At 53.8% G+C, this 21,238-nt stretch carries 18 protein-coding genes and 6 tRNA genes; 12 read left to right on the forward strand and 12 right to left on the reverse strand.

Features of this window, described 5'->3' with window-relative positions:
* Positions 1–322 precede the first annotated feature (322 nt).
* Entirely contained in the window at positions 323–1,294 is a 972-nt protein-coding gene (cysK, locus tag ACE3MN_RS07210) for a cysteine synthase A (RefSeq protein WP_004870789.1), read from the reverse strand.
* 159 nt (positions 1,295–1,453) lie between these two features.
* Positions 1,454–2,215, reverse strand: a complete 762-nt coding sequence (gene cysZ, locus ACE3MN_RS07215) for a sulfate transporter CysZ (RefSeq protein ID WP_004870791.1) — start codon at positions 2,213–2,215, stop codon at positions 1,454–1,456.
* 230 nt (positions 2,216–2,445) lie between these two features.
* On the opposite strand from cysZ, the gene zipA reads away from it, so the two are divergent.
* The 3 genes from zipA to ACE3MN_RS07230 all read left to right on the forward strand — a co-directional run bounded on the left by zipA (position 2,446) and on the right by ACE3MN_RS07230 (position 5,751).
* Positions 2,446–3,441, forward strand: coding sequence for a cell division protein ZipA (zipA, locus tag ACE3MN_RS07220; RefSeq protein WP_082236898.1), 996 nt, complete (start codon positions 2,446–2,448; stop codon positions 3,439–3,441).
* A 74-nt stretch (positions 3,442–3,515) separates the two neighbouring features.
* Complete coding sequence (ligA, locus tag ACE3MN_RS07225; RefSeq protein ID WP_049099598.1) at positions 3,516–5,540, forward strand: NAD-dependent DNA ligase LigA; 2,025 nt, start codon at positions 3,516–3,518, stop codon at positions 5,538–5,540.
* The gene (locus ACE3MN_RS07230) at positions 5,533–5,751 is read left to right on the forward strand and encodes a DUF3820 family protein (RefSeq protein WP_004870796.1); all 219 of its coding nucleotides are present in this window, start codon (positions 5,533–5,535) and stop codon (positions 5,749–5,751) included. Before ligA ends, ACE3MN_RS07230 begins: the two co-directional genes overlap by 8 nt.
* Here ACE3MN_RS07230 and ACE3MN_RS07235 read toward each other — a convergent pair.
* Positions 5,748–6,746 carry a bile acid:sodium symporter family protein gene (locus ACE3MN_RS07235; RefSeq protein ID WP_004870798.1) on the reverse strand — a complete coding sequence of 333 codons (999 nt, stop codon included), beginning with the start codon at positions 6,744–6,746 and terminating at the stop codon, positions 5,748–5,750. The two genes, ACE3MN_RS07230 and ACE3MN_RS07235, sit on opposite strands and share 4 nt — an antisense overlap.
* An 89-nt stretch (positions 6,747–6,835) precedes the next feature.
* Between ACE3MN_RS07235 and ACE3MN_RS07240 the strand changes: the two genes are divergently transcribed.
* The 4 genes from ACE3MN_RS07240 to ACE3MN_RS07255 all read left to right on the forward strand — a co-directional run bounded on the left by ACE3MN_RS07240 (position 6,836) and on the right by ACE3MN_RS07255 (position 11,016).
* On the forward strand, positions 6,836–7,762 hold the full coding sequence (locus ACE3MN_RS07240) for a LysR family transcriptional regulator (RefSeq protein ID WP_024359306.1): 927 nt from the start codon (positions 6,836–6,838) through the stop codon (positions 7,760–7,762).
* Positions 7,763–7,884: 122 nt separating this feature from the next.
* A complete protein-coding gene (xapA, locus tag ACE3MN_RS07245; RefSeq protein WP_024359305.1) occupies positions 7,885–8,718 on the forward strand; it encodes a xanthosine phosphorylase in 834 nt (277 codons plus the stop codon).
* 60 nt (positions 8,719–8,778) lie between these two features.
* Entirely contained in the window at positions 8,779–10,035 is a 1,257-nt protein-coding gene (locus tag ACE3MN_RS07250; RefSeq protein ID WP_004870802.1) for a nucleoside permease, read from the forward strand.
* 96 nt (positions 10,036–10,131) lie between these two features.
* On the forward strand, positions 10,132–11,016 hold the full coding sequence (locus tag ACE3MN_RS07255; RefSeq protein ID WP_024359304.1) for a LysR family transcriptional regulator: 885 nt from the start codon (positions 10,132–10,134) through the stop codon (positions 11,014–11,016).
* A gap of 89 nt (positions 11,017–11,105) precedes the next feature.
* On the opposite strand, the gene ACE3MN_RS07260 is transcribed toward ACE3MN_RS07255, so the two are convergent.
* The 4 genes from ACE3MN_RS07260 to ACE3MN_RS07275 all read right to left on the reverse strand — a co-directional run bounded on the left by ACE3MN_RS07260 (position 11,106) and on the right by ACE3MN_RS07275 (position 11,503).
* Positions 11,106–11,181: transfer RNA gene (locus ACE3MN_RS07260), tRNA-Lys, on the reverse strand.
* A 4-nt stretch (positions 11,182–11,185) separates the two neighbouring features.
* Positions 11,186–11,261 (reverse strand) — tRNA-Val (locus ACE3MN_RS07265).
* A gap of 46 nt (positions 11,262–11,307) precedes the next feature.
* Positions 11,308–11,383, reverse strand: a tRNA-Val gene (locus ACE3MN_RS07270).
* 44 nt (positions 11,384–11,427) lie between these two features.
* Positions 11,428–11,503: transfer RNA gene (locus ACE3MN_RS07275), tRNA-Val, on the reverse strand.
* A 259-nt stretch (positions 11,504–11,762) separates the two neighbouring features.
* Between ACE3MN_RS07275 and gltX the strand changes: the two genes are divergently transcribed.
* On the forward strand, positions 11,763–13,181 hold the full coding sequence (gltX, locus tag ACE3MN_RS07280; RefSeq protein WP_102649903.1) for a glutamate--tRNA ligase: 1,419 nt from the start codon (positions 11,763–11,765) through the stop codon (positions 13,179–13,181).
* 57 nt (positions 13,182–13,238) lie between these two features.
* On the opposite strand, the gene ACE3MN_RS07285 is transcribed toward gltX, so the two are convergent.
* Positions 13,239–13,634 carry a YfeC-like transcriptional regulator gene (locus ACE3MN_RS07285; RefSeq protein WP_024359302.1) on the reverse strand — a complete coding sequence of 132 codons (396 nt, stop codon included), beginning with the start codon at positions 13,632–13,634 and terminating at the stop codon, positions 13,239–13,241.
* Positions 13,635–13,638: 4 nt separating this feature from the next.
* Positions 13,639–13,992: a YfeC-like transcriptional regulator gene (locus tag ACE3MN_RS07290; protein ID WP_004123321.1), complete on the reverse strand. Its 354-nt coding sequence runs from the start codon at positions 13,990–13,992 to the stop codon at positions 13,639–13,641.
* Between the two features lie 219 nt (positions 13,993–14,211).
* Between ACE3MN_RS07290 and ACE3MN_RS07295 the strand changes: the two genes are divergently transcribed.
* The 3 genes from ACE3MN_RS07295 to ACE3MN_RS07305 all read left to right on the forward strand — a co-directional run bounded on the left by ACE3MN_RS07295 (position 14,212) and on the right by ACE3MN_RS07305 (position 16,786).
* Positions 14,212–14,287: transfer RNA gene (locus ACE3MN_RS07295), tRNA-Ala, on the forward strand.
* Between the two features lie 41 nt (positions 14,288–14,328).
* Positions 14,329–14,404 (forward strand) — tRNA-Ala (locus ACE3MN_RS07300).
* Positions 14,405–14,605: 201 nt separating this feature from the next.
* Positions 14,606–16,786 (forward strand): EAL domain-containing protein, encoded by a 2,181-nt coding sequence (locus ACE3MN_RS07305; protein WP_102649902.1) that lies wholly within the window; start codon positions 14,606–14,608, stop codon positions 16,784–16,786.
* Between the two features lie 30 nt (positions 16,787–16,816).
* On the opposite strand, the gene ACE3MN_RS07310 is transcribed toward ACE3MN_RS07305, so the two are convergent.
* Complete coding sequence (locus ACE3MN_RS07310; RefSeq protein WP_004104312.1) at positions 16,817–18,019, reverse strand: NupC/NupG family nucleoside CNT transporter; 1,203 nt, start codon at positions 18,017–18,019, stop codon at positions 16,817–16,819.
* A gap of 348 nt (positions 18,020–18,367) precedes the next feature.
* Here ACE3MN_RS07310 and ACE3MN_RS07315 point away from each other — a divergent pair, with 348 nt between their 5' ends.
* Entirely contained in the window at positions 18,368–19,603 is a 1,236-nt protein-coding gene (locus ACE3MN_RS07315) for an Nramp family divalent metal transporter (RefSeq protein WP_004870823.1), read from the forward strand.
* Between the two features lie 48 nt (positions 19,604–19,651).
* Here the strand turns inward: ACE3MN_RS07315 and ACE3MN_RS07320 are convergent, their stop codons facing one another.
* Positions 19,652–19,999 carry a DUF2502 domain-containing protein gene (locus tag ACE3MN_RS07320; protein ID WP_102649901.1) on the reverse strand — a complete coding sequence of 116 codons (348 nt, stop codon included), beginning with the start codon at positions 19,997–19,999 and terminating at the stop codon, positions 19,652–19,654.
* Positions 20,000–20,129: 130 nt separating this feature from the next.
* Complete coding sequence (gene mgrA, locus ACE3MN_RS07325; protein ID WP_024359299.1) at positions 20,130–21,122, reverse strand: L-glyceraldehyde 3-phosphate reductase; 993 nt, start codon at positions 21,120–21,122, stop codon at positions 20,130–20,132.
* Positions 21,123–21,238: the final 116 nt, after the last annotated feature.

Consider the following 21,238-nt stretch of genomic DNA (forward strand, 5'->3'; position numbering starts at 1 on the left):
ACTTTAGCCTGTATCGTTAGCGCCGGCATCACGTATCCGGCTCCGGCACCAGCAGCAGCGAATCGCTGTGGAAACCTTCAGGCCGTTAACGTCTACCACGTCATTAAACATTATGCCGCTAAAGGAAGACTTGAACCAAATCATAAAATCGATTCAGCTTATGGAAATCCAAATCGGAATAATTTCGCGCATCGAAATAAATGTGCTGGTTAAATACCAGACCCAACGAAGTGAATCAATGCCAGGAGGGGTAAAAGTTTGATGTGCGCCACAAAAAAGCACCTGAAAAGGTGCTTTTTTACACGATATTAACAAGCTGGCATTACTGTTGCAGTTCTTTCTCAGTGAAAAGATCGGCAAACAATGCGGTGCTTAAATAGCGCTCACCTGAAGAAGGTAGGATAACCACAATATTCTTATTGGTAAAGGATTCATCCTGCTGCAGCTTCAGCGCAGCGGCAACGGCGGCGCCAGAAGAGATCCCGGCCAGAATGCCTTCCTCTTCCATCAGGCGGCGCGCGGTGGAAATGGCTTCTTCGTTGGTGATCGCAACCACTTTATCCACCAGCTTCAAATCCAGGTTGCCTGGGATAAAGCCTGCGCCAATACCCTGAATTTTATGCGGGCCGGGCTTCAGCTCAACGCCTGCCAGCGCCTGGGCGATAACCGGGGAATCGGTGGGTTCAACGGCAACGGTAATCAGATCTTTTTTACCCTTGGTGCCTTTGATATAGCGGCTCACGCCGGTCAGCGTACCGCCAGTACCGACGCCGGAGATGAAGACGTCAACCTGACCATCGGTATCTTCCCAGATTTCCGGGCCGGTGGTTTTTTCATGAATTTCCGGGTTGGCCGGGTTGCTGAACTGCTGCAGCAGCAGGAATTTCTCCGGATTGCTGGCGACAATCTCTTCGGCTTTCTGGATGGCGCCTTTCATGCCTTTAGCGCCTTCGGTCAGCACCAGATTGGCGCCCAGGGCCTTCAGCAGCTTGCGGCGTTCGATGCTCATGGTCTCCGGCATCGTCAGCGTCAGTTTATAACCGCGCGCCGCAGCCACGTAGGCCAGAGCGATACCGGTGTTACCGCTGGTCGGTTCCACCAGCTCAACGCCGGGTTTCAGCACGCCGCGTTTTTCGGCATCCCAAATCATATTGGCACCGATACGGCATTTTACGCTAAAGCTCGGGTTACGAGATTCTACCTTTGCCAGGATGCGCCCGTTACCGATGCGGTTCAGTCGTACCAGCGGCGTATGGCCGATAGTCAGGGAGTTGTCTTCAAAAATCTTACTCATGGCCCGTCCTTAACTGTATGAAATTTGGGAGTACGGCTTCAGCATACCCGCTTAAAGAATATGCGGAAGTAAGGATTTAGCATATCTATATTCGGAAGAGAAATAATGACAAGCCAGAAGTAATAAGGAGCGGCATAAGCCGCTCCGAAAGCGATAGCGCTACTTCCACATCGCGTGTTTGTCGCGGTAGCAGTCGACCCACATTGCCGTCGCGCCGCAAATAGCGACGGGCAGGATCACCAGGTTCAGTATCGGGATCATGGTAAACAGGCTGGTTAAGGCGCCAAACTGCATATTGGTCACTTTACGCGTGCGCAGCGCCTGGCGCATCGTTTTAAACGGCACCTTATGGTTATCAAAAGGATAATCGCAGTACTGAATCGCCAGCATCCAGGCGCTGAACAGGAACCACAGCACGGGAGCTATGGTCTGGCCGATACCGGGAATGAAGTAAAGGATCAGCAGAACGATGGCCCGCGGGAGATACCAGGCGAACTTCTGCCACTCACGCTTCATGATGCGCGGCACATCTTTCATGATGCCGAAAATCCCGACGTCCGGCGGCGTCGCGCCCGTCAGGCGCGCTTCAAGCTGCTCGGCCAGCAGGCCGCTAAAGGGGGCGGCAATCCAGTTGGCGATTGTCGAGAAGAAGTAGCCGAAGACAAGCAGTATAGAAATGACCACCATGGGCCACAGCAGATAGTTAAGCCATTGCAGCCATTCAGGAACATGGCTCATCAAAGAGGGGATCCAACTGCCCAGACGCGTGAACAACCACCAGAATGCGCCGCCCATCAGAATAATGTTGACGAGCAAAGGGAGGAATACGTATCGACGGATCCCCGGCAGCCCGATCAGCTTCCAACCCTGCGAAAAGTAGTAGACGCCACTGCGCGGGGTCGTTACGGATGATGAAACCATAGTCAGGTAATGCTCCTTTTTTGACATCCAGGCTGAATGCCGGGCTATTTTATCGGGTTAGCAGACAATAACCAGTTAGGAAATGTTCGAAAAAACAGCAAAAAGCACGATTTAGTTCATCTTTATGTAGTGAAAGCCCCAGACGCACTTGCACTTGATGTAATCGGCAAATACTCTTAGTGAGTAAATGTTTGCCGTGGTGGCAAGGTGTTAGAACAACAGAGAATATAATGATGCAGGATTTGCGTCTGATATTAATCATTGTTGGCGCGATCGCCATAATCGCTTTACTGGTGCACGGTTTTTGGACCAGCCGTAAAGAGCGCTCCTCGATGTTTCGCGATCGCCCACTGAAACGTATGAAGTCACGCGACGATGAAGAGTCGGAAAGCGACGACTTTAATGACGATGTTGAAGGCGTTGGTGAAGTCCGGGTTCATCGGGCCAGTCATGCGCCGAATGGCGTTCATGGGGAGCATGAAGCACCTCGTCAGCCGCAGCACCAGTATCAGCCTCCTTATGAGCGTCAGGCGCAGCAGCCACCTGTGCGCCCGGAAGAGCCTGTCCGTGCAGCGCAGCCGCCGCAACAACAGCCTGTTCGCCCGCAGGCCCCGGTTCAGCAACCGCATCACGCCGTGCCGCCTCAGCAGCCGGTAATGCAGCCGGTACAGCCTCCGCAGCCACAGCAACCCGTTCAGCATGTGCAGCAGCCGGTTCAACAACCCGCTGTCGCTCCAGAGCCTCAGCCGACGCCAGAACCTCAGGCCCCTGAGCCGCAGCAGGCCGCGCCGCAGCCTAAAGAGCGTAAGGAGACGGTCATCGTGATGAACGTCGCCGCGCACCACGGTTCGCAGCTTAACGGCGAGCTGTTAATCAACAGCATCCAGCAGGCGGGTTTCAAATTTGGCGATATGAATATCTTCCATCGTCACCTCAGCCCGGACGGCAGCGGTCAGGTGCTCTTCAGCCTGGCCAATATGGTTAAGCCCGGCACCTTCAATCCGGACAGCATGGCGGATATGATGACGCCTGGGGTAACTATCTTTATGCAGGTTCCGTCCTTTGGCGATGAACTGCAAAACTTTAAGCTGATGCTGCAGTCTGCGCAGTACATTGCCGATGAAGTCGGCGGCGTAGTGCTGGACGATCAGCGTCGGATGATGACGCCGCAAAAACTGCGCGAATATCAAGACCGTATTCGTGAAGTGAAAGAGGCTAACGCCTGATTCATCTTCTTGCGTTTCATCTACTCATCCTGAACCCCCGCCCGTCGGGGGTTTTTTATCATTGATGGTGTGATATGGAATCGAACGAACAAAAACTGACTGAACTGCGAACCACGCTTCGCCATCATGAATACCTGTACCACGTCATGGATACGCCGGAAATTCCTGATGCTGAATACGATCGGCTGATGCGTGAACTACGTGAACTGGAAGCTCAACATCCTGAATTGATTACGCCCGATTCACCTACCCAGCGCGTCGGCGCCGCACCGCTAGCCGCATTCAGCCAGATTCGCCATGAAGTGCCGATGCTGTCGCTGGATAACGTTTTCGATGAAGAGAGCTTCCTTGCGTTTAATAAGCGCGTTCAGGATCGGTTGAAAAATACCGATGATCTGACCTACTGCTGTGAGCTCAAGCTGGATGGCCTGGCGGTCAGTATCCTGTATGAAAACGGCTTGCTGGTACAGGCGGCGACCCGCGGCGATGGAACGACCGGTGAAGATATCACCTCCAACGTACGCACCATTCGCGCTATCCCTCTGAAGCTTCGCGGCGACAATATTCCGCAGCGGCTTGAGGTTCGTGGAGAGGTTTTCCTGCCGCAGGCGGGGTTCGAAAAAATCAATGAAGAGGCGCGGCGAACCGGCGGGAAGGTATTTGCTAACCCGCGAAACGCCGCTGCAGGTTCTTTACGCCAGCTCGATCCGCGGATTACCGCGAAGCGTCCACTCACTTTCTTTTGCTACGGCGTGGGCGTGCTGGAAGGCGGCGAGCTGCCGCGAAGCCACTCAGCGCGCTTGCAGCAGTTTAAGTTCTGGGGACTGCCGGTCAGCGAGCGCGTAAAGCTCTGCCATTCTCCAGAGGAAGTGCTTACTTACTATCGCAAGGTTGAAGAAGATCGGCCGAATCTGGGGTTTGATATTGACGGTGTGGTTATCAAAGTGGATTCGCTTGCGCTTCAGGAACAGCTTGGCTTCGTGGCCCGCGCGCCGCGCTGGGCGGTGGCGTTTAAGTTTCCGGCCCAGGAGCAGATGACTTTCGTGCGCGATGTCGAGTTTCAGGTCGGGCGTACCGGCGCCATCACGCCGGTAGCGCGTCTGGAGCCGGTACAGGTCGCCGGCGTCCTGGTCAGCAACGCGACGCTGCATAATGCTGATGAAATCGAGCGTCTGGGGCTGCGCATCGGCGATAAGGTGGTTATTCGCCGCGCCGGTGATGTTATCCCTCAGGTCGTGAACGTCGTTCTCTCAGAACGCCCGGAGGAGACGCGTGAAATCGTGTTTCCCACCCATTGCCCGGTATGTCATTCCGACGTTGAACGCGTAGAAGGCGAAGTGGTGACCCGCTGTACCGGCGGTCTGATCTGCGGCGCCCAGCGTAAAGAAGCGCTCAAGCATTTTGTCTCCCGTCGCGCCCTGGACGTGGAGGGAATGGGCGATAAAATCATCGATCAGCTGGTTGAAAAAGAGTACGTGCATACGCCTGCCGATCTCTTTCAACTGACGCCGGGTAAGCTTACCGGGCTCGATCGCATGGGGCCAAAATCAGCGCAAAACGTGGTGGATGCGCTGGAGAAGTCAAAAGAGACCACCTTTGCTCGTTTCCTTTACGCGCTGGGGATCCGCGAAGTGGGTGAGGCGACGGCAGCCGGTTTAGCGGCCCACTTTGGCACCATTGAGGCGCTGGAGCAGGCTTCAATTGACGATCTGCAAAAAGTGCCCGATGTCGGGATTGTGGTCGCCACGCACGTGCGTAATTTCTTTGCCGAAGAGAGCAATCGCGAAGTGATTGCTCAGCTGCGTAAAGAAGGCGTCCGCTGGCCGGCGCCGGTGGTGGTCAATGCGGAAGAGATCGATAGCCCCTTTGCCGGCAAAACGGTGGTTCTGACCGGTAGCCTGAGTCAGCTCTCCCGTGATGATGCGAAAGCCCGGCTGGTTGCGCTCGGCGCGAAGGTGGCGGGCAGCGTGTCGAAGAAGACCGACCTGGTTATCGCCGGGGAGGCGGCGGGCTCTAAGCTCGCCAAAGCGCAGGAGCTAGGGATTGCGGTGATCGATGAAGACGAAATGCTGCGTCTGCTCGGAGAGTCGCGTGGATAAAGAGCAGCTTATTGAGATTGCCAATACGGAAATGCCGTTTGGTAAATACAAAGGGCGGCGCTTAATCGATGTGCCGGAAGAGTATTTGCTGTGGTTTGCCCGTAAGGATCAATTTCCCGCCGGGCATCTTGGCGAGCTGATGGCATTAACGCTATTGATTAAAACGGAGGGGCTGACCAGCCTGGTCGAGCCCCTTAAGCGTCCGCGTTAGGCTTCGGAGGCGCGATTTTTCTCCTGCGCCTGTAACGCTTCGGCCTGGCGCTTATAGCGCCGCGCCAGCACCGCACAGACCATAAGCTGAATCTGATGGAAGATCATCAGTGGCAGCACCATTATTCCCAGAATTGAGGTCGGGAAGAGAATATTGGCCATCGGAATGCCGTTCGCCAGGCTCTTCTTCGACCCGCAGAAGACAATCGTAATTTCATCCGCTTTATTGAACCCGCACCGGCGCGCCACAAACACGTTGATAGCAATGACAATCGCCAGCAGCACGATGCTGACAATAACGATAAACAGCAGCGAACCAACGCCGACTTTGTGCCAGATACCGTTAACCACCGCCTCGCTGAACGCCGAATAGACCACCAGCAGGATGGAGGTCTGGTCGGTTTTCGAGATCCACTTTTTATGTTTTGCCACCCAGTTGCCAATCCATGGACGCGAGAGATGTCCCAGCACAAACGGCAGCAACAGCTGCAGCATAATCTTGCCGACCTGCTCCAGACTCCCGCCCGCGCCGTGCAGATTCATCAACAGGCCGACCAGCAGTGGCGAAATGAAGATCCCCAGCAGGCTTGAGGCCGAAGCCGAGCATACCGCAGCCGCCACGTTGCCGCCCGCCAGAGAGGTAAACGCAATGGCCGACTGGACGGTGGCGGGAAGAATGCAGAGATAAATAAACCCGGTATAGAGCGCCGGATCGACGTTAACGGGCGCCCACCAGGCGAACAGCACGCCAAGCACGGGAAAAACGATAAACGTGCTGCACATAACCCAGAGATGCAGACGCCAGTGGCTGCCCCCGGCAACGATCGCCTCACGGGAGAGCTTGGCGCCGTGCATAAAGAACAGCAGCGCGATGGCGGCGGTGGTTAAATGTTCAAAGAAGGGGACAAATCCGCCGCGCGCAGGAAAAAAGGAGGCCAGCAGGACGACGGTGACTAACGTTAGGGTGAATGGATCAAGAATGCGGAAAAATTTCATAAACGCTCCTGAAAATCGATGTCGCTATTGTGCTTTCTTTAGTTTGAGAAATAAAATCGATTTATTGCATCTATTCATGAAAAAAAGAGATGAATTATTCGCTGCGTCAGTTAAAAGTTTTTGTGACCGTTGCCCGCGTTAAAAGCTTTAGCCGGGCAGGGGAGAGCATTGGTCTTAGCCAGTCTGCGGTCAGCCATAGCGTAAAAGAGCTGGAGCACCAGACCGGCGTACGCCTGCTTGACCGAACGACGCGTGAAGTGGTGCTCACGGAGGCAGGACAGCAGCTGGCGGCCCGGCTTGAGCGCTTGCTGGATGAACTCAATAGCACGCTGCGTGAGGCCGGTCGCGTCGGGCAGCAGCTGATGGGCACCGTCCGGGTGGCGGCCAGCCAGACCATTTCCGCCCATCTGATCCCGCAGTGCATTGCCTACAGCAACCGGCGCTATCCGGAGATAGATTTCGTTCTGCACGATCGCCCCCAGCAGTGGGTGCTGGAGAGCATTCGGCAGGGAGAAGTGGATTTTGGTATCGTTATCGATCCCGGCGCCGCGACCGATTTACAGTGCGAGACGGTTCTCGCTGAACCATTCCTGCTGCTTTGCCGCAGCGATCACCCTTTTGCCGGACGGGACGCGGTGAGCTGGCAGGACCTACAGCACCAGCGGCTGGTTTTGCAGGATTATGCTTCTGGCAGCCGTCCGCTGATTGATGCTGCGCTTTCAGGATTCGCCGTTACCGCGAACATCGTGCAGGAAATCGGGCATCCGGCCACGCTATTTCCGATGGTTGAGTCGGGGATAGGCATCAGTATATTACCCGCATTAGCGCTGCCGCTCCCGCAGGGGAGCCGTTTGCAGGTGAAGCGGCTGACGCCGGTAGTGGAACGCCAGCTGATGCTGGCGCGGCGTAAAAACCGCTCCCTATCGACAGCCGCAGAGGCGCTGTGGGAGGTGGTGCGGCTGCAGGCGGCCCGGCTTACCGCCTTACGCGAAAACGATCCCTTGTATCAGAAATGAAATCAATAGCTTTTTGATATCAAACGTCCGGGAAAACTGTATTGGTAATCGATTGCGTCGCATCGTTATAACAAGATGGTAGCCAATCATTTTATCCATTCTTCAGTTTTTAAGGACAGCTTATGAGCGACACGCTTTTCTCACAGAACCCCTGGTATAGCGCCGATATTATTCGCGGATATAAGCCGGATTTTACGCCGCGCGTGGCTTTTATTCTTGGTTCTGGTCTAGGGGCGCTGGCGGAACAAATTGAAGATGCGGTGGCGATATCTTACGAGAAGCTGCCCGGCTTCCCGGTGAGTACGGTTCACGGCCATGCCGGCGAGCTGGTGCTGGGAAATCTGGCCGGCGTACCTGTTGCCTGCATGAAAGGGCGCGGGCACTTCTATGAAGGACGGGGCATGCCGGTGATGACCGATGCTATCCGCACGCTAAAGCTGCTGGGGTGTGAACTACTGTTTTGTACTAACGCGGCCGGTTCGTTGCGCCCGGAGGTCGGGCCGGGTAGCCTGGTGGCGCTCAGCGATCACATTAATACGATGCCGGGCACGCCAATGGTTGGCCCGAATGATGAACGTTTCGGCGAGCGCTTTTTCTCTCTGGCCAACGCCTATGATGCGGATTATCGCGCCGTTCTGCAGAGCGTGGCGGCGGAAGAAGGGTTTCCGCTGACCGAAGGCGTATTTGTTTCCTATCCCGGGCCGAATTTTGAGACGGCGGCAGAGATTCGCATGATGCAGATTATCGGCGGCGATGTGGTGGGGATGTCCGTGGTGCCGGAAGTGATTACCGCCCGTCATTGCGGGTTAAAAGTGGTGGCAGTCTCAGCGATTACCAATCTGGCTGAAGGGCTGGGCGATGTGAAATTATCTCACGCGCAAACCCTGGCGGCGGCCGAACTCTCCCGGCAGAACTTTATCAACCTGATCTGCGGCTTCTTGCGCAAACTGGCCTGAAAAAAATAATAAATATGACCCCGCTTGCGGGGTTTTACTTTAATGGCAAGGAACGGAAAAATGGGTATCGCCTCTCGCTTAAAGCTCATGTCGTTTTTGCAATATTTTATCTGGGGAAGCTGGCTGGTCACCCTGGGTTCTTACATGATAAACACGTTGCATTTCACCGGCGCAAACGTCGGTATGGTCTATAGCTCCAAAGGGCTGGCGGCTATTATCATGCCCGGCGTTATGGGAATTATTGCCGATAAATGGCTACGTGCAGAACGGGCCTACATGCTCTGCCATCTGGTCTGCGCAGGAGTGCTTCTTTATGCGACGACCGTTACCGACCCGGATACCATGTTCTGGGTAATGCTGATTAACGCGATGGCCTACATGCCGACCATCTCCTTGTCTAATAGCGTCTCCTACTCCTGCCTGGCGCAGTCCGGTCAGGATCCGGCGACCGCGTTTCCGCCTGTTCGCGTGTTTGGCACGCTCGGCTTTATTGTCGCCATGTGGATGGTGAGCCTGATGGGTCTGGAGCTGAGCAGCGCGCAGCTGTATATCGCCTCTGCCGCGTCGTTATTGCTGGCGCTCTACGCGTTTACGCTACCGAAAATTCCCGTGACCGAGAAGAAAGCCAGCACCACATTGGCCGCGAGACTGGGGCTGGATGCATTCGTATTGTTTAAAAATCCGCGGATGGCCATTTTCTTTTTCTTCGCAATGATGCTCGGGGCGGTACTGCAAATCACCAACGTCTTCGGTAACCCCTTCCTGCATGATTTCGCCCGCAACCCGGCGTTTGCCGACAGCTTTGTCGTGCGCTATCCCTCTATTTTGCTTTCTGTTTCGCAGATGGCGGAAGTCGCCTTTATTCTCACTATTCCGTTCTTTCTGAAACGCTTTGGCATTAAAACGGTCATGTTGATGAGTATGCTGGCGTGGACGCTGCGCTTTGGCTTTTTTGCCTTTGGCGATCCGTCTCCGTTCGGTTTTGTACTGCTGTTGATGTCGATGATTGTTTACGGCTGCGCATTCGACTTCTTTAATATTTCAGGGTCGGTATTCGTTGAGCAACAGGTGGGAGCGAATATTCGCGCCAGCGCGCAGGGGCTGTTTATGACCATGGTGAACGGTGTCGGCGCGTGGGTTGGTTCGGTTCTCAGCGGCTTGGCCGTGGACTACTTTTCTCTGGACGGCGTAAAGGACTGGCAAACCATCTGGCTGGTGTTCGCAGCCTATTCATTAATGCTGGCGGTCATTTTTGCCCTGTTCTTCCGCTATAAACATGAACCTGAGCAGCGAATGGAGAAAGAGCTGGCCCATTAATCCTCTTCAGCGGCGGGGCATGTCCCGCCGTTTCATTTTCTCTGATGTAATGTGGTAACTTTGCGCATTATCCTTCGCCCCAGGAGCGCATGAGCCATGGAACGCACGCATCGTATCGATCTGAAGTTATTGCGCTATTTTCTGGCTGTCGCAGAAGAGCTGCATTTTGGTCGTGCGGCGGCGCGGCTGAATATGTCGCAGCCTCCGCTCAGCATTCACATCAAAGATCTGGAGCAGCAGCTCGGCACGCTACTGTTTGTTCGTCACTCCCGCAGCGTGGCCTTGACCCACGCAGGAAAAATCCTGATGGAGGAGTCCCGTCGTCTGCTTTCCAGCGCGAATCAGGCTCTGGCGCGCGTGGAACAGATTGGGCGGGGTGAGGCCGGGCGGGTGGAGTTGGGCGTGATAGGCACGGCAATGTGGGGAAAAATGCGTCCGGTGATGCGTCGTTTTTTGAAAGAGCATCCTAACGTGGAAGTGCTTTTCAGAGAGAATATGCCCGCGATGCAGATGGCGATGCTGGAACGACGCGAGCTGGACGCCGGCGTCTGGCGAATGGCGACGGCGCCTTCTCCTGGCTTTACCAGCCTGCGCTTGCATGAGTCCTCTTTTCTGGTGGCCATGCCGGAAGAGCATCCGCTAGCTGCGCGTAAGGCGATCCCGCTTGCGACGTTGCGTAACGAATATTTTGTCACTATGCCCTCAATACATACCGACTGGACGTTTTTACAACGCGTGTGCCAGAGTGCCGGATTCTCGCCGATGATTATCCGTGAGGTAATGGAGCCGCAAACGGTGCTGGCGATGGTCAGTATGGGGATCGGCATTACGCTCATCGCCGATAGCTACGCGCAGATGGCATGGCCGGGGGTTGCGTTTCGTCCGCTGGAAGAGCGGATACCCGCTGATTTGTATATCGTCTATGACCAGCATCAGGCGACGCCTGCGCTGGAGAAACTGGTTGCGGCGCTAGTGAATTAAGCGTCATTGCCGGATGGCAAGGTAAAAGGCTGCTCCGGCTTTGTGTATCGCAGATAGCAAAAAAGCGCCTTTAGGGCGCTTTTTTACATTGGTGGGTCGTGCAGGATTCGAACCTGCGACCAATTGATTAAAAGTCAACTGCTCTACCAACTGAGCTAACGACCCGAAGTGGTGGGTGATGACGGGATCGAACCGCCGACCCCCTCCTTGTAAGGGAGGTGCTCTCCCAGCTGAGCTAATCACCCACTTCGGTACTTCATTTTACGGCAAGAAATCCAGCTGGCGAGAAAGTGGTGGGTGATGACGGGATCGAACCGCCGACCCCCTCCTTGTAAGGGAGGTGCTCTCCCAGCTGAGCTAATCACCCACTTCTCAATTTCTTGCTACACGGCGGAGACTACGTAAAGTAGTTGGTGGGTGATGACGGGTTCGAACCGCCGACCCCCTCCTTGTAAGGGAGGTGCTCTCCCAGCTGAGCTAATCACCCCCGCTGTGTGGAGTCGCATTATAGGGAGAGTTGGAAATGAGTCAACGCCTTTTCTAAATAATTTGTTTGTTCGTCGTAAAATTAAACAAAACGATCGCAATGTCATCTGTGGCGCATGATTTATAAACAAAAAGGGGAAAGCGTGACGTTGAAACGGTAACAACATTGAGGAATCAGCCCACGGTGTTAGAATATTCCCCCATAAAATCTAACGAACGCTGCCGCGTGTCGGCACCTTTATCAAACGTAAGGCCACTTCATGAAAATCAAAACTCGCTTCGCGCCCAGCCCGACAGGCTATCTGCACGTTGGCGGCGCGCGTACTGCTCTCTATTCCTGGCTTTTTGCACGTAACCACGGCGGTGAGTTTGTGCTGCGTATTGAAGACACCGATCTCGAGCGCTCAACGCCGGAGGCCATTGAAGCCATCATGGATGGTATGAACTGGCTGAGCCTGGAATGGGATGAGGGTCCGTACTTCCAGACCAAGCGTTTTGATCGCTACAACGCCGTCATTGATGAAATGCTGCAGGCGGGCACGGCCTATAAATGCTACTGCTCCAAAGAGCGCCTGGAAGCACTGCGTGAAGAACAGATGGCGAAAGGTGAAAAGCCGCGCTACGACGGTCGCTGCCGCCATGGCCACGAGCATCATGCTGACGACGAACCTTGCGTTGTCCGTTTTGCCAACCCGGAAGAGGGTTCCGTTGTTTTTGACGACCAGATCCGCGGTCCGATCGAATTCAGCAACCAGGAGCTGGACGATCTGATTATCCGTCGTACCGACGGTTCCCCGACCTACAACTTTTGCGTGGTGGTTGACGACTGGGATATGGAGATCACCCACGTTATCCGTGGCGAAGACCATATCAACAACACCCCGCGCCAGATTAACATCCTGAAAGCGCTGAATGCGCCGGTGCCGGTTTACGCCCACGTCTCGATGATTAACGGCGACGATGGTAAAAAACTCTCCAAGCGTCACGGCGCGGTCAGCGTTATGCAGTATCGCGACGACGGCTACCTGCCGGAAGCGCTGCTGAACTATCTGGTGCGTCTGGGATGGTCCAGCGGCGACCAGGAGATTTTCTCTCGCAAAGAGATGATTAAACTGTTCAGTCTGGGCGCGGTGAGCAAATCTGCCAGCGCGTTCAACACGGAAAAGCTGCAGTGGCTGAACCACCACTACATCAATTCGCTGGCCCCGGAATATGTGGCAACGCATTTACAGTGGCACATTGAGCAGGAAAATATCGACACCCGTAACGGGCCTCAGCTGGCTGAACTGGTGAAACTGCTGGGCGAACGTTGCAAAACGCTTAAAGAGATGGCGGCGAGCTGCCGCTATTTCTATGAAGATTTCGCCGAGTTTGATGCCGATGCGGCGAAAAAACATCTGCGTCCGGTTGCCCGCCAGCCGCTGGAAATGGTGCGCGACAAATTAGCCGCCATGAGTGACTGGACGGCCGAAAACGTCCACCACGCGATTCAGGCGACGGCCGATGAGCTGGAAGTGGGAATGGGAAAAGTGGGGATGCCGCTGCGCGTCGCGGTGACCGGTGCAGGCCAGTCTCCGGCGCTTGATGTCACCGTGCATGCAATCGGTAAGTCACGTAGCGTAGAACGAATCAATAAAGCGCTGGCCTTTATTGCTGAACGGGAAAGTCAACAATCCTGATAGTAATATCGGGATTTATAAAACGGTGGGGCAAGCTAACCCCGCCGTTTTTTTTGCCTATTTTTTAGCATCAGCAATACCCAGCCGGGATAGAAACCCGCTGATCCCTTCGCGGGCAAGAAGATCGCGCAGGTGCAACTGCTCTGCGGGGGTCATCAGGTGCATGGTCTCGACAATCTGGCGCCAGATCGTATCAGCATCATTCACAAAGTATTTAACGACTGGTTCCGCCAGCTGGTTATCAAGGGTTAAATGGCGCAGCGCCGGGATATTTGCCAGGAAATCGATTACCGCTTTGTCGATGACAATCACGCGAGCGCGCCCGCCTTTCACACCGGGTATGGCTTCCGTCCGCCAGTTTTGCTCTCTGGCCCAACGGTTAATGGTTTGCCGGGCGAGATTAAGGCACTCGGCAAGCTCCGCTGGCGTCATTTTTTCTTTGAGTTTCATCATGATTTCACCGATCGCGGATACCCAGTCGGTTGAGTAGCCCGGTGATCCCCTCGCGTAGCAACAGCGACATAAACAGCTTTTGCTCACCCGGCGTCATCTCTTTACATAGCGTAAGCAGCAGAGATTCCAGATCGTTATCCGTTGCGGAATAGGGGACGGGGTTTTCGGCCACGCGCTGTGCGCTGCGGATAAACTCGCGAACCTGCTCATTAACGTGTACGAGGCGCGCTTTACCGCCCTGTACGCCGGGTCGTGGGGAAGTTTGCCATCCCTCTTTGCGTACCCATTTGTTAATCGTTTGCCGACTGAAGCCAGTCAGATGCGCTATTTCTTCAGGTGTCATTCGTTCCTTGAGCATACTATTTCCTGAGTAAATATGTGGGAATTAGTTGCACATGTTATAGCATCCTTTTAAAGGAAAGCGTGACATGTTTAGCTTCTGGCTGCGATAAGGCTCGCAATGTCAGCCGTTTGCCTGCTTTTTCAGCGATCAAATAGCTGGGATTGATTTTGCCGTTGACACCTGGCGAAGGAATTCATATTATGCCGCCCGTCAACACGATACGCTTTACGTTACGGGGCTATAGCTCAGCTGGGAGAGCGCTTGCATGGCATGCAAGAGGTCAGCGGTTCGATCCCGCTTAGCTCCACCAAAACCTGCACCCATCAGGTTTGGTTCGTAAAGAGGTCCTGTGGGGCTATAGCTCAGCTGGGAGAGCGCTTGCATGGCATGCAAGAGGTCAGCGGTTCGATCCCGCTTAGCTCCACCAAATTCGGAACCCTCGCTACGGCGGGGGTTTTTTGTTTGTCTGCTGGAGGAAATGTAAAGCATTCTTTGAATAAGTCAGCAAACCTCTGCGTTAAGTAATTTCAGATTTTTTCACTATTTAAAATCTTGCCTGCCTTTATTAAGCAACATAATATCTGTTGCCTAAATATATTTATTGCAGCCGGAGTTTTAATTAACAATAATGATTGATCATCTTAACATTAAGATCAAAAAAACTCTGCTGGCTCTCCTGGTCTGCCTTATCGCAATTCCGCTGTCCCGATTTATTTCGCCGCAAACCATTATTGACGGAAATCAAATTTATTTGGCATGGTTACCGCTGAGCTTAATGTATTCGGTGCTTTTTATTTTTGGGCGCTACGCCGTTGCGCCATTGATAATCGCGTTTGCGATCACCAACGCCTGGATAATCGATCTGACGCTAGCCCAGGCGCTGATCCTGCTATTCTGCCAGCTCTTTTCGGTTTTCGTCTCCTGCGCTATTGTCCGCTTTCAGCTTGGAAGGCGCTGGCGCGCCGGGCTGACGGCAAAACATATGGGCGCGAGGATTTTTTGGGGAGGCTTTTTCGCTCCCCTCCTGTTGAAGGTCACTATGTACCTGGCGGGGCGTTTTTTTTCGTTTCCGCTGGCGATCTCCAGCTATTTCGGCAATATGTCAGTTATTTACACCATTATCGATATACAAAGCCTGATTAGCGCCGCATTAATTTTTACGACATTCTTTTATTATCCGTTGCGGATGATTATCAGTCCGCATTATGCGCGAGCATTCTGGCGCAATCTTTGTCACGCGTGGCGGACGCGCGAGCAGCGGGTATTTACGTTGTATTGGTTTGTGGCCCTGGCGACAATATTACTGGTGCTGTGTACGCCTTATGATTCTGTTTTTATTGCCGGTTATTTAGTCCCGCTTATTTTCATTTTATACTTCATTGGTATTAGCCGCCTGGGACATACGCTGATTCGCATTTCATGGTCCGTTTCCGCCTTTTTACTCGTGGCGTATAACCAGAATTTTTTACATGGGGTACAAACTGAATATTCACTATCATTTGTTCTTTCAGTACTAATTTGTTTCACTATCTGCCTGTTTTATATGGCGGATATCTATGCTCGCAGTGAAAGAATGAAGCTCAGGTGGCGAGATCAGGCGGAAGAAGATCCGCTAACCGGTTTACCGAATCTACGCGCGCTGGAGAGCCACCTGCAGCGAAACCCTGCTGTTGCCATCAGCAGCCTGCGTATTCAGAATCTGGATTTTCTGAGTCGTCATTACGGCATGATGATGAGAGTAGAGAGCAAAAGGCAGATTGCCCGCAAACTACAGCCGCTATTGGCTCAGGGAGAGCGCATATATCAGCTCCCCGGCAGCGAGCTGTTGCTGGTGCTTAATGGCCCGGAGCCAGAGGCGCGTTTAAATCATATTGTTTCCACGCTTAACCATAAAAAGTTTAGCTGGAACAACCAGGCGTTGGATCTGGAATTTGGCGCATCATGGGGCGGCTACGGCGGTAAAGAATCCGAGCTTCATCCGATGCTCGGTCAGCTTAGCTGGTTATCGGAGCAGGCCGGGGCGGGGCGGCGCGTATTAGCGCTGGACGCGGCGCAAGAGCAGATATCCGATCAAACAAGCGAACAGGTACGGCTGCTGGCGAAAATTAAACAGGCGCTTAGCGAGCGTGGAGTGGTGCTGTACGCCCAGCCTATCCGGAATGCCTGCGGAGAAGGGTACTATGAGATACTTAGCCGTATGCGCTGCGGTAATACCATCATTACGCCCGATAGGTTTATTCCACTGATTGCGCAATTTAACCTGAGCCAGCGTTTTGATATGCAGGTACTGGAAACGCTGTTTAGTTCGCTCAAAAACCACCACGGTCGGCATTTCTCCGTTAACCTGCTGCCCTATACGCTGATGCAAAAGGATAGCGCGGCGCAAATCATCGCTCTGTTTAAACGCCATAACCTGTCGGCAGAGGCGATAACGATTGAGGTTACCGAGGAGCAGGCATTTTCCGATGTTGAGACCAGCATGCATAACATCCAGCTGCTGCGAGATTTCGGCTGCGGCATCGCGATTGATGACTTTGGTACCGGCTACGCTAACTACGAGCGCCTGAAAAGCCTGCAGGCCGATATCCTGAAAATTGACGGCTGCTTCGTGCGTGATATCGAGACCGATCCGCTGGATGCCATTATGGTCAAATCTATTATTGAAATGGCCAAGGTTAAGAAAATGAAGGTGGTGGCGGAATATGTTGAAACGCCTGAGCAGCGGGAAAAGCTTCTTGAGTTAGGCGTTGATTATTTGCAGGGGTATCTGATCGGTAAGCCGCTGCCGTTGAGCGAACTGCGGACATGAAAAAGCCGGGACTTGCCCGGCTTTCGCTAATTACAGTACCAGCGCGGCGATAGACGCAGAGAGCACGCTCACCAGCGTAGAACCGTACACCAGCTTCAGGCCGAAGCGGGAAACCACGTTACCTTGCTCTTCATTCAATCCTTTAATTGCCCCGGCGATAATACCGATAGAGGAGAAGTTAGCGAAGGAGACCAGGAAGATAGAGATGATGCCTTCCGCACGCGGAGAAAGCGTGGCGGCAACTTTCTGCAGATCCATCATGGCGACGAATTCATTAGAAACCAGTTTGGTGGCCATAATACTCCCTACCTGCAGCGCTTCACCCGCCGGTACGCCCATAACCCACGCTACCGGATAGAAGATATAGCCGAGGATCCCCTGGAAGGAGATGCTATAGCCGAACCAGCCGGTGACGGTGGCGAACAGGGCGTTCAGCGCGGAAATCAGCGCGATGAAGCCAATCAGCATGGCGGCAACGATAATCGCCACTTTAAAGCCCGCCAGGATGTATTCACCCAGCATCTCGAAGAAGCTTTGGCCTTCATGCAGGTTGGACATCTGCAGGTTTTCTTCGCTTTCGTCGACGCGGTACGGGTTAATCAGCGACAGAACGATAAAGGTGCTGAACATGTTCAGTACCAGCGCCGCGACCACATATTTCGGCTGCAGCATGGTCATATACGCGCCCACGATAGACATGGAGACGGTAGACATCGCGGTCGCCGCCATGGTGTACATGCGGTTGCGGGACATCTTGCCAAGAATATCTTTATAAGCGATGAAGTTTTCGGACTGGCCCAGAATCAGGGAGCTGACAGCGTTAAAGGATTCCAGCTTGCCCATGCCGTTGATTTTGGACAGTACGGTACCGATAGCGCGAATGACGATAGGCAGAATGCGAATATGCTGCAAAATACCGATCAGCGCGGAAATAAAGACGATCGGGCACAAAACTTTCAGGAAGAAGAACGCCAGACCTTTGTCGTTCATGTTGCCGAAGACGAAATTTGTCCCTTCATTAGCGAAACCGAGGAGTTTTTCAAACATCTCGGAGAAGCCCTTCACAAAACCCAGGCCAATGTCAGAGTTCAGGAAGAACCAGGCCAGCAGCACTTCAATGACCAGCAGCTGAATGACATAACGAATACGAATCTGCTTACGGTTGTGGCTGACCAACAGGGCCAGAATGGCCACCACTACGATCGCGAGAATAAAGTGCAGGACGCGGTCCATATTTGCTCCAAATATGAGGCAGGTTAAATTTCTGTGCACATTCTATGTAACAAGCGCAAAGAAAACGAGAGCTAGCACACACTATTGCAAGGATATGTGACTAATGGCAAAAATAGTGATCAACCATGCATTTTTGTTATGTTACGTAAAGGTTTTAAAAGTTGCTCTCTTGTACTATTCTGGTGATTAATTAAAAGCGTTTATCAGTTCCCCCGGTTTTTCAGTTGCCGACCCGCTATCGTTCCCTCCTATCATAGCAATCATTATCACCATTCCAAATGAACTTGATAATCATTCGCATTTTGATAGCATAAAACATAGCAAAGGCTATATTTCCAGAGGCAGAAAATGACAAACAGTCGCGTTGAGAATAGCAGCGGTCGCGCAGCGCGCAAGATTAAGCTCGCCCTGATGGGGCCGGCGTTCATTGCTGCCATCGGCTATATCGATCCGGGTAACTTCGCCACCAACATCCAGGCCGGCGCCAGCTTTGGCTACCAGCTGCTGTGGGTGGTGGTATGGGCTAACCTGATGGCGATGCTGATTCAGGTGATGTCGGCGAAGCTGGGCATCGCCACCGGAAAAAATCTGGCGGAGCAAATTCGCGACCATTATCCGCGTCCTGTGGTGTGGTTTTACTGGGTGCAGGCCGAAATTATCGCGATGGCGACCGATCTTGCCGAGTTTATTGGCGCGGCTATCGGATTTAAGCTGGTTCTCGGCGTGTCATTGCTGCAGGGCGCGGTGCTGACGGGGATTGCGACGTTTCTGATTCTGATGCTCCAGCGTCGCGGTCAAAAGCCGCTGGAAAAAGTGATTGGCGGGCTACTGCTGTTCGTCGCGGCGGCGTATGTCGTAGAGCTTATCTTCTCTCAGCCCGCGCTGGCGCCGTTAGCGAAAGGGATGCTCGTGCCATCTCTGCCGACCAGCGAGGCGGTGTTTCTTGCCGCCGGGGTGCTGGGAGCGACCATTATGCCGCATGTCATCTATTTACACTCGTCGCTCACTCAGCACCTGCATGGAGGCACGCGCAAAGATCGCTATAACGCCACGCGCTGGGATGTGGCGATTGCCATGACCATTGCTGGTTTTGTCAACCTGGCAATGATGGCGACCGCCGCCGCGGCCTTCCATTTCAACGGCCACACCGGAGTTGCCGACCTCGATCAGGCCTATCTGACGCTTGAACCCTTGCTGAGCCACGCGGCAGCCACCATCTTTGGCCTGAGTCTGATTGCGGCGGGTTTATCTTCTACGGTTGTTGGGACCCTGGCGGGGCAGGTGGTGATGCAGGGCTTTATCCGCTTTCATATCCCGCTGTGGTTTCGTCGGGCGATCACCATGCTGCCGTCGTTTATCGTGATTTTAATGGGCCTGGATCCCACGCGTATTCTGGTGATGAGCCAGGTATTGCTGAGTTTCGGTATTGCCCTCGCGCTGGTGCCGCTGCTGATATTCACCAGCGACTCCCGCCTGATGGGCGATCTGGTCAATTCCCGGTGGGTAAAACTGCTGGGGTGGGCGATTGTCGCAGTCGTTGTGGCGCTTAACGGCTGGCTGATTGTTGGGACGATATTTAGTTAAACGCGACAACGAGAAAGGGAGCCGGATGGCTCCCTTTTACAATGAATATTAATGATGACCGTGGCCATGTCCGCGACCGCCTGGTCCACGACCCCAACCGCCGCGTCGGTCATCACGATCATTCCAGCCTTCACGATAGCCGCGCTCGTAGGCTTTACGTTTATCCCAGCCGCGATGCCAGCCGTTATCGTGACGACGCCAGCGGTTATCGCGCCATTCATAGTGTCTACGCCAATAATCACGGTCGCGCCAGCCGCCACCGTCCCAGTAGTTACCATAATTGTCGCGATCGCCAATTTGTAATTTTATTGATGGCAACAGGGTGATTTCACCAGCATTAGCGACCAATGGCGCTGAAGCCAGAAGCACTGCAGCCAAAATCAGTGACCTGAACATACTCTTCTCCTTCACGATCGGGGCCGTTGTCGGCCTGTTAACCTGATATTACGGGGCGGTAAAGCCCCGTCGTATCGGAGGAACTCCTAAATCGCCAGTGAGAGCACTTTTTGCTAAAGTAACAATGAATTTACACCGCAAGGATCGCGTCGATGGTTGCCCGCTCTTCGGCGCTGAAATGGCGGTTTTCCAGCATGCCAACCGCATCGTCGAGCTGCGAGGTTTTACTGGCGCCAATCAGTACCGAAGTGACTTTCTCATCGCGCAGCACCCAGGCCAGCGCCATCTGCGAAAGCTTCTGTCCGCGGGATTCGGCCAGCGCGTCCAGCTGGCGAACTTTTTCCAGTTTGCTTTCGGTAAGCTGATCCGGTTGCAGGAACCGGCTACCGCTGGCGGCGCGGGAGTCAGCCGGAATGCCGTGCAGGTAACGGTTGGTTAACTGGCCGCCCGCCAGCGGTGAAAACGCTATACTTCCCACCCCCGAGGTGTGCAGGAAATCCAGTAATCCCTCTTCGACCCAGCGTTCAAACATCGAATATTTTGGCTGATGAATCAGGCACGGCGTGCCGAGATCGTTAAGGATGTTGACGGCTTGCCGGGCCTGTTCGAGCGGATAATTAGACAAGCCGACGTACAGCGCCTTGCCCTGGCGGACGATGTGGTCCAGCGCGCGCATGGTTTCCAGCAGCGGCGTTTCGGGGTCAGGGCGGTGGTGGTAGAAAATGTCGATATAGTCCAGGCCCATTCGTTTAAGGCTTTGATCGAGGCTGGCGATCAGGTACTTGCGCGATCCCCAGTCGCCATAGGGGCCGTCCCACATGGTGTAACCGGCTTTGCTGGAGATGATCAGCTCATCGCGATAGGGCAAAAAATCCTCTTTCAGAATACGGCCAAAATTGCTCTCCGCCGATCCCGGCGGTGGCCCGTAGTTATTGGCTAAATCGAAATGGGTTATGCCGAGATCGAATGCGTGACGCAGAAGCTGACGGCTGGTTTCCACCCGCGTTTCATCGCCAAAATTATGCCAAAGCCCCAGAGAAACTGCCGGTAGCTTTAGTCCGCTATGACCGCAGCGGCGGTATTCCATCGTTTGATATCGCGTGGCGTTTGCCTGGTAAACCATACTTCCTCCGCAGATAAAACAGGGTTGTGTATACGTTTACACTAAAGAATCTTTGGCGCCGAGTATACTCCCTGAACGCGTAAATTTTACTTGCCACCGCATTTGTTGGGTGCAAT

The sequence above is a fragment of the Klebsiella grimontii genome, from assembly GCF_042137965.1.
GTDB classification, from domain to species: Bacteria; Pseudomonadota; Gammaproteobacteria; order Enterobacterales; family Enterobacteriaceae; genus Klebsiella; species Klebsiella grimontii.

Bases quoted from the DNA above. Each gene is read 5' to 3' on its own strand.
- ACE3MN_RS07310 (WP_004104312.1), bottom strand. From the start codon at position 18,019: ATGGACCGCGTCCTGCACTTTATTCTCGCGATCGTAGTGGTGGCCATT.
- mgrA (WP_024359299.1), bottom strand. From the start codon at position 21,122: ATGGTTTACCAGGCAAACGCCACGCGATATCAAACGATGGAATACCGC.
- ligA (WP_049099598.1), top strand. From the start codon at position 3,516: ATGGAATCGAACGAACAAAAACTGACTGAACTGCGAACCACGCTTCGC.
- ACE3MN_RS07290 (WP_004123321.1), bottom strand. From the start codon at position 13,992: ATGCTCAAGGAACGAATGACACCTGAAGAAATAGCGCATCTGACTGGC.
- ACE3MN_RS07250 (WP_004870802.1), top strand. From the start codon at position 8,779: ATGGGTATCGCCTCTCGCTTAAAGCTCATGTCGTTTTTGCAATATTTT.
- ACE3MN_RS07320 (WP_102649901.1), bottom strand. From the start codon at position 19,999: ATGTTCAGGTCACTGATTTTGGCTGCAGTGCTTCTGGCTTCAGCGCCA.
- cysZ (WP_004870791.1), bottom strand. From the start codon at position 2,215: ATGGTTTCATCATCCGTAACGACCCCGCGCAGTGGCGTCTACTACTTT.
- ACE3MN_RS07315 (WP_004870823.1), top strand. From the start codon at position 18,368: ATGACAAACAGTCGCGTTGAGAATAGCAGCGGTCGCGCAGCGCGCAAG.
- ACE3MN_RS07285 (WP_024359302.1), bottom strand. From the start codon at position 13,634: ATGATGAAACTCAAAGAAAAAATGACGCCAGCGGAGCTTGCCGAGTGC.
- zipA (WP_082236898.1), top strand. From the start codon at position 2,446: ATGATGCAGGATTTGCGTCTGATATTAATCATTGTTGGCGCGATCGCC.
- xapA (WP_024359305.1), top strand. From the start codon at position 7,885: ATGAGCGACACGCTTTTCTCACAGAACCCCTGGTATAGCGCCGATATT.
- ACE3MN_RS07255 (WP_024359304.1), top strand. From the start codon at position 10,132: ATGGAACGCACGCATCGTATCGATCTGAAGTTATTGCGCTATTTTCTG.
- gltX (WP_102649903.1), top strand. From the start codon at position 11,763: ATGAAAATCAAAACTCGCTTCGCGCCCAGCCCGACAGGCTATCTGCAC.
- ACE3MN_RS07240 (WP_024359306.1), top strand. From the start codon at position 6,836: ATGAATTATTCGCTGCGTCAGTTAAAAGTTTTTGTGACCGTTGCCCGC.
- ACE3MN_RS07305 (WP_102649902.1), top strand. From the start codon at position 14,606: ATGATTGATCATCTTAACATTAAGATCAAAAAAACTCTGCTGGCTCTC.
- ACE3MN_RS07235 (WP_004870798.1), bottom strand. From the start codon at position 6,746: ATGAAATTTTTCCGCATTCTTGATCCATTCACCCTAACGTTAGTCACC.
- cysK (WP_004870789.1), bottom strand. From the start codon at position 1,294: ATGAGTAAGATTTTTGAAGACAACTCCCTGACTATCGGCCATACGCCG.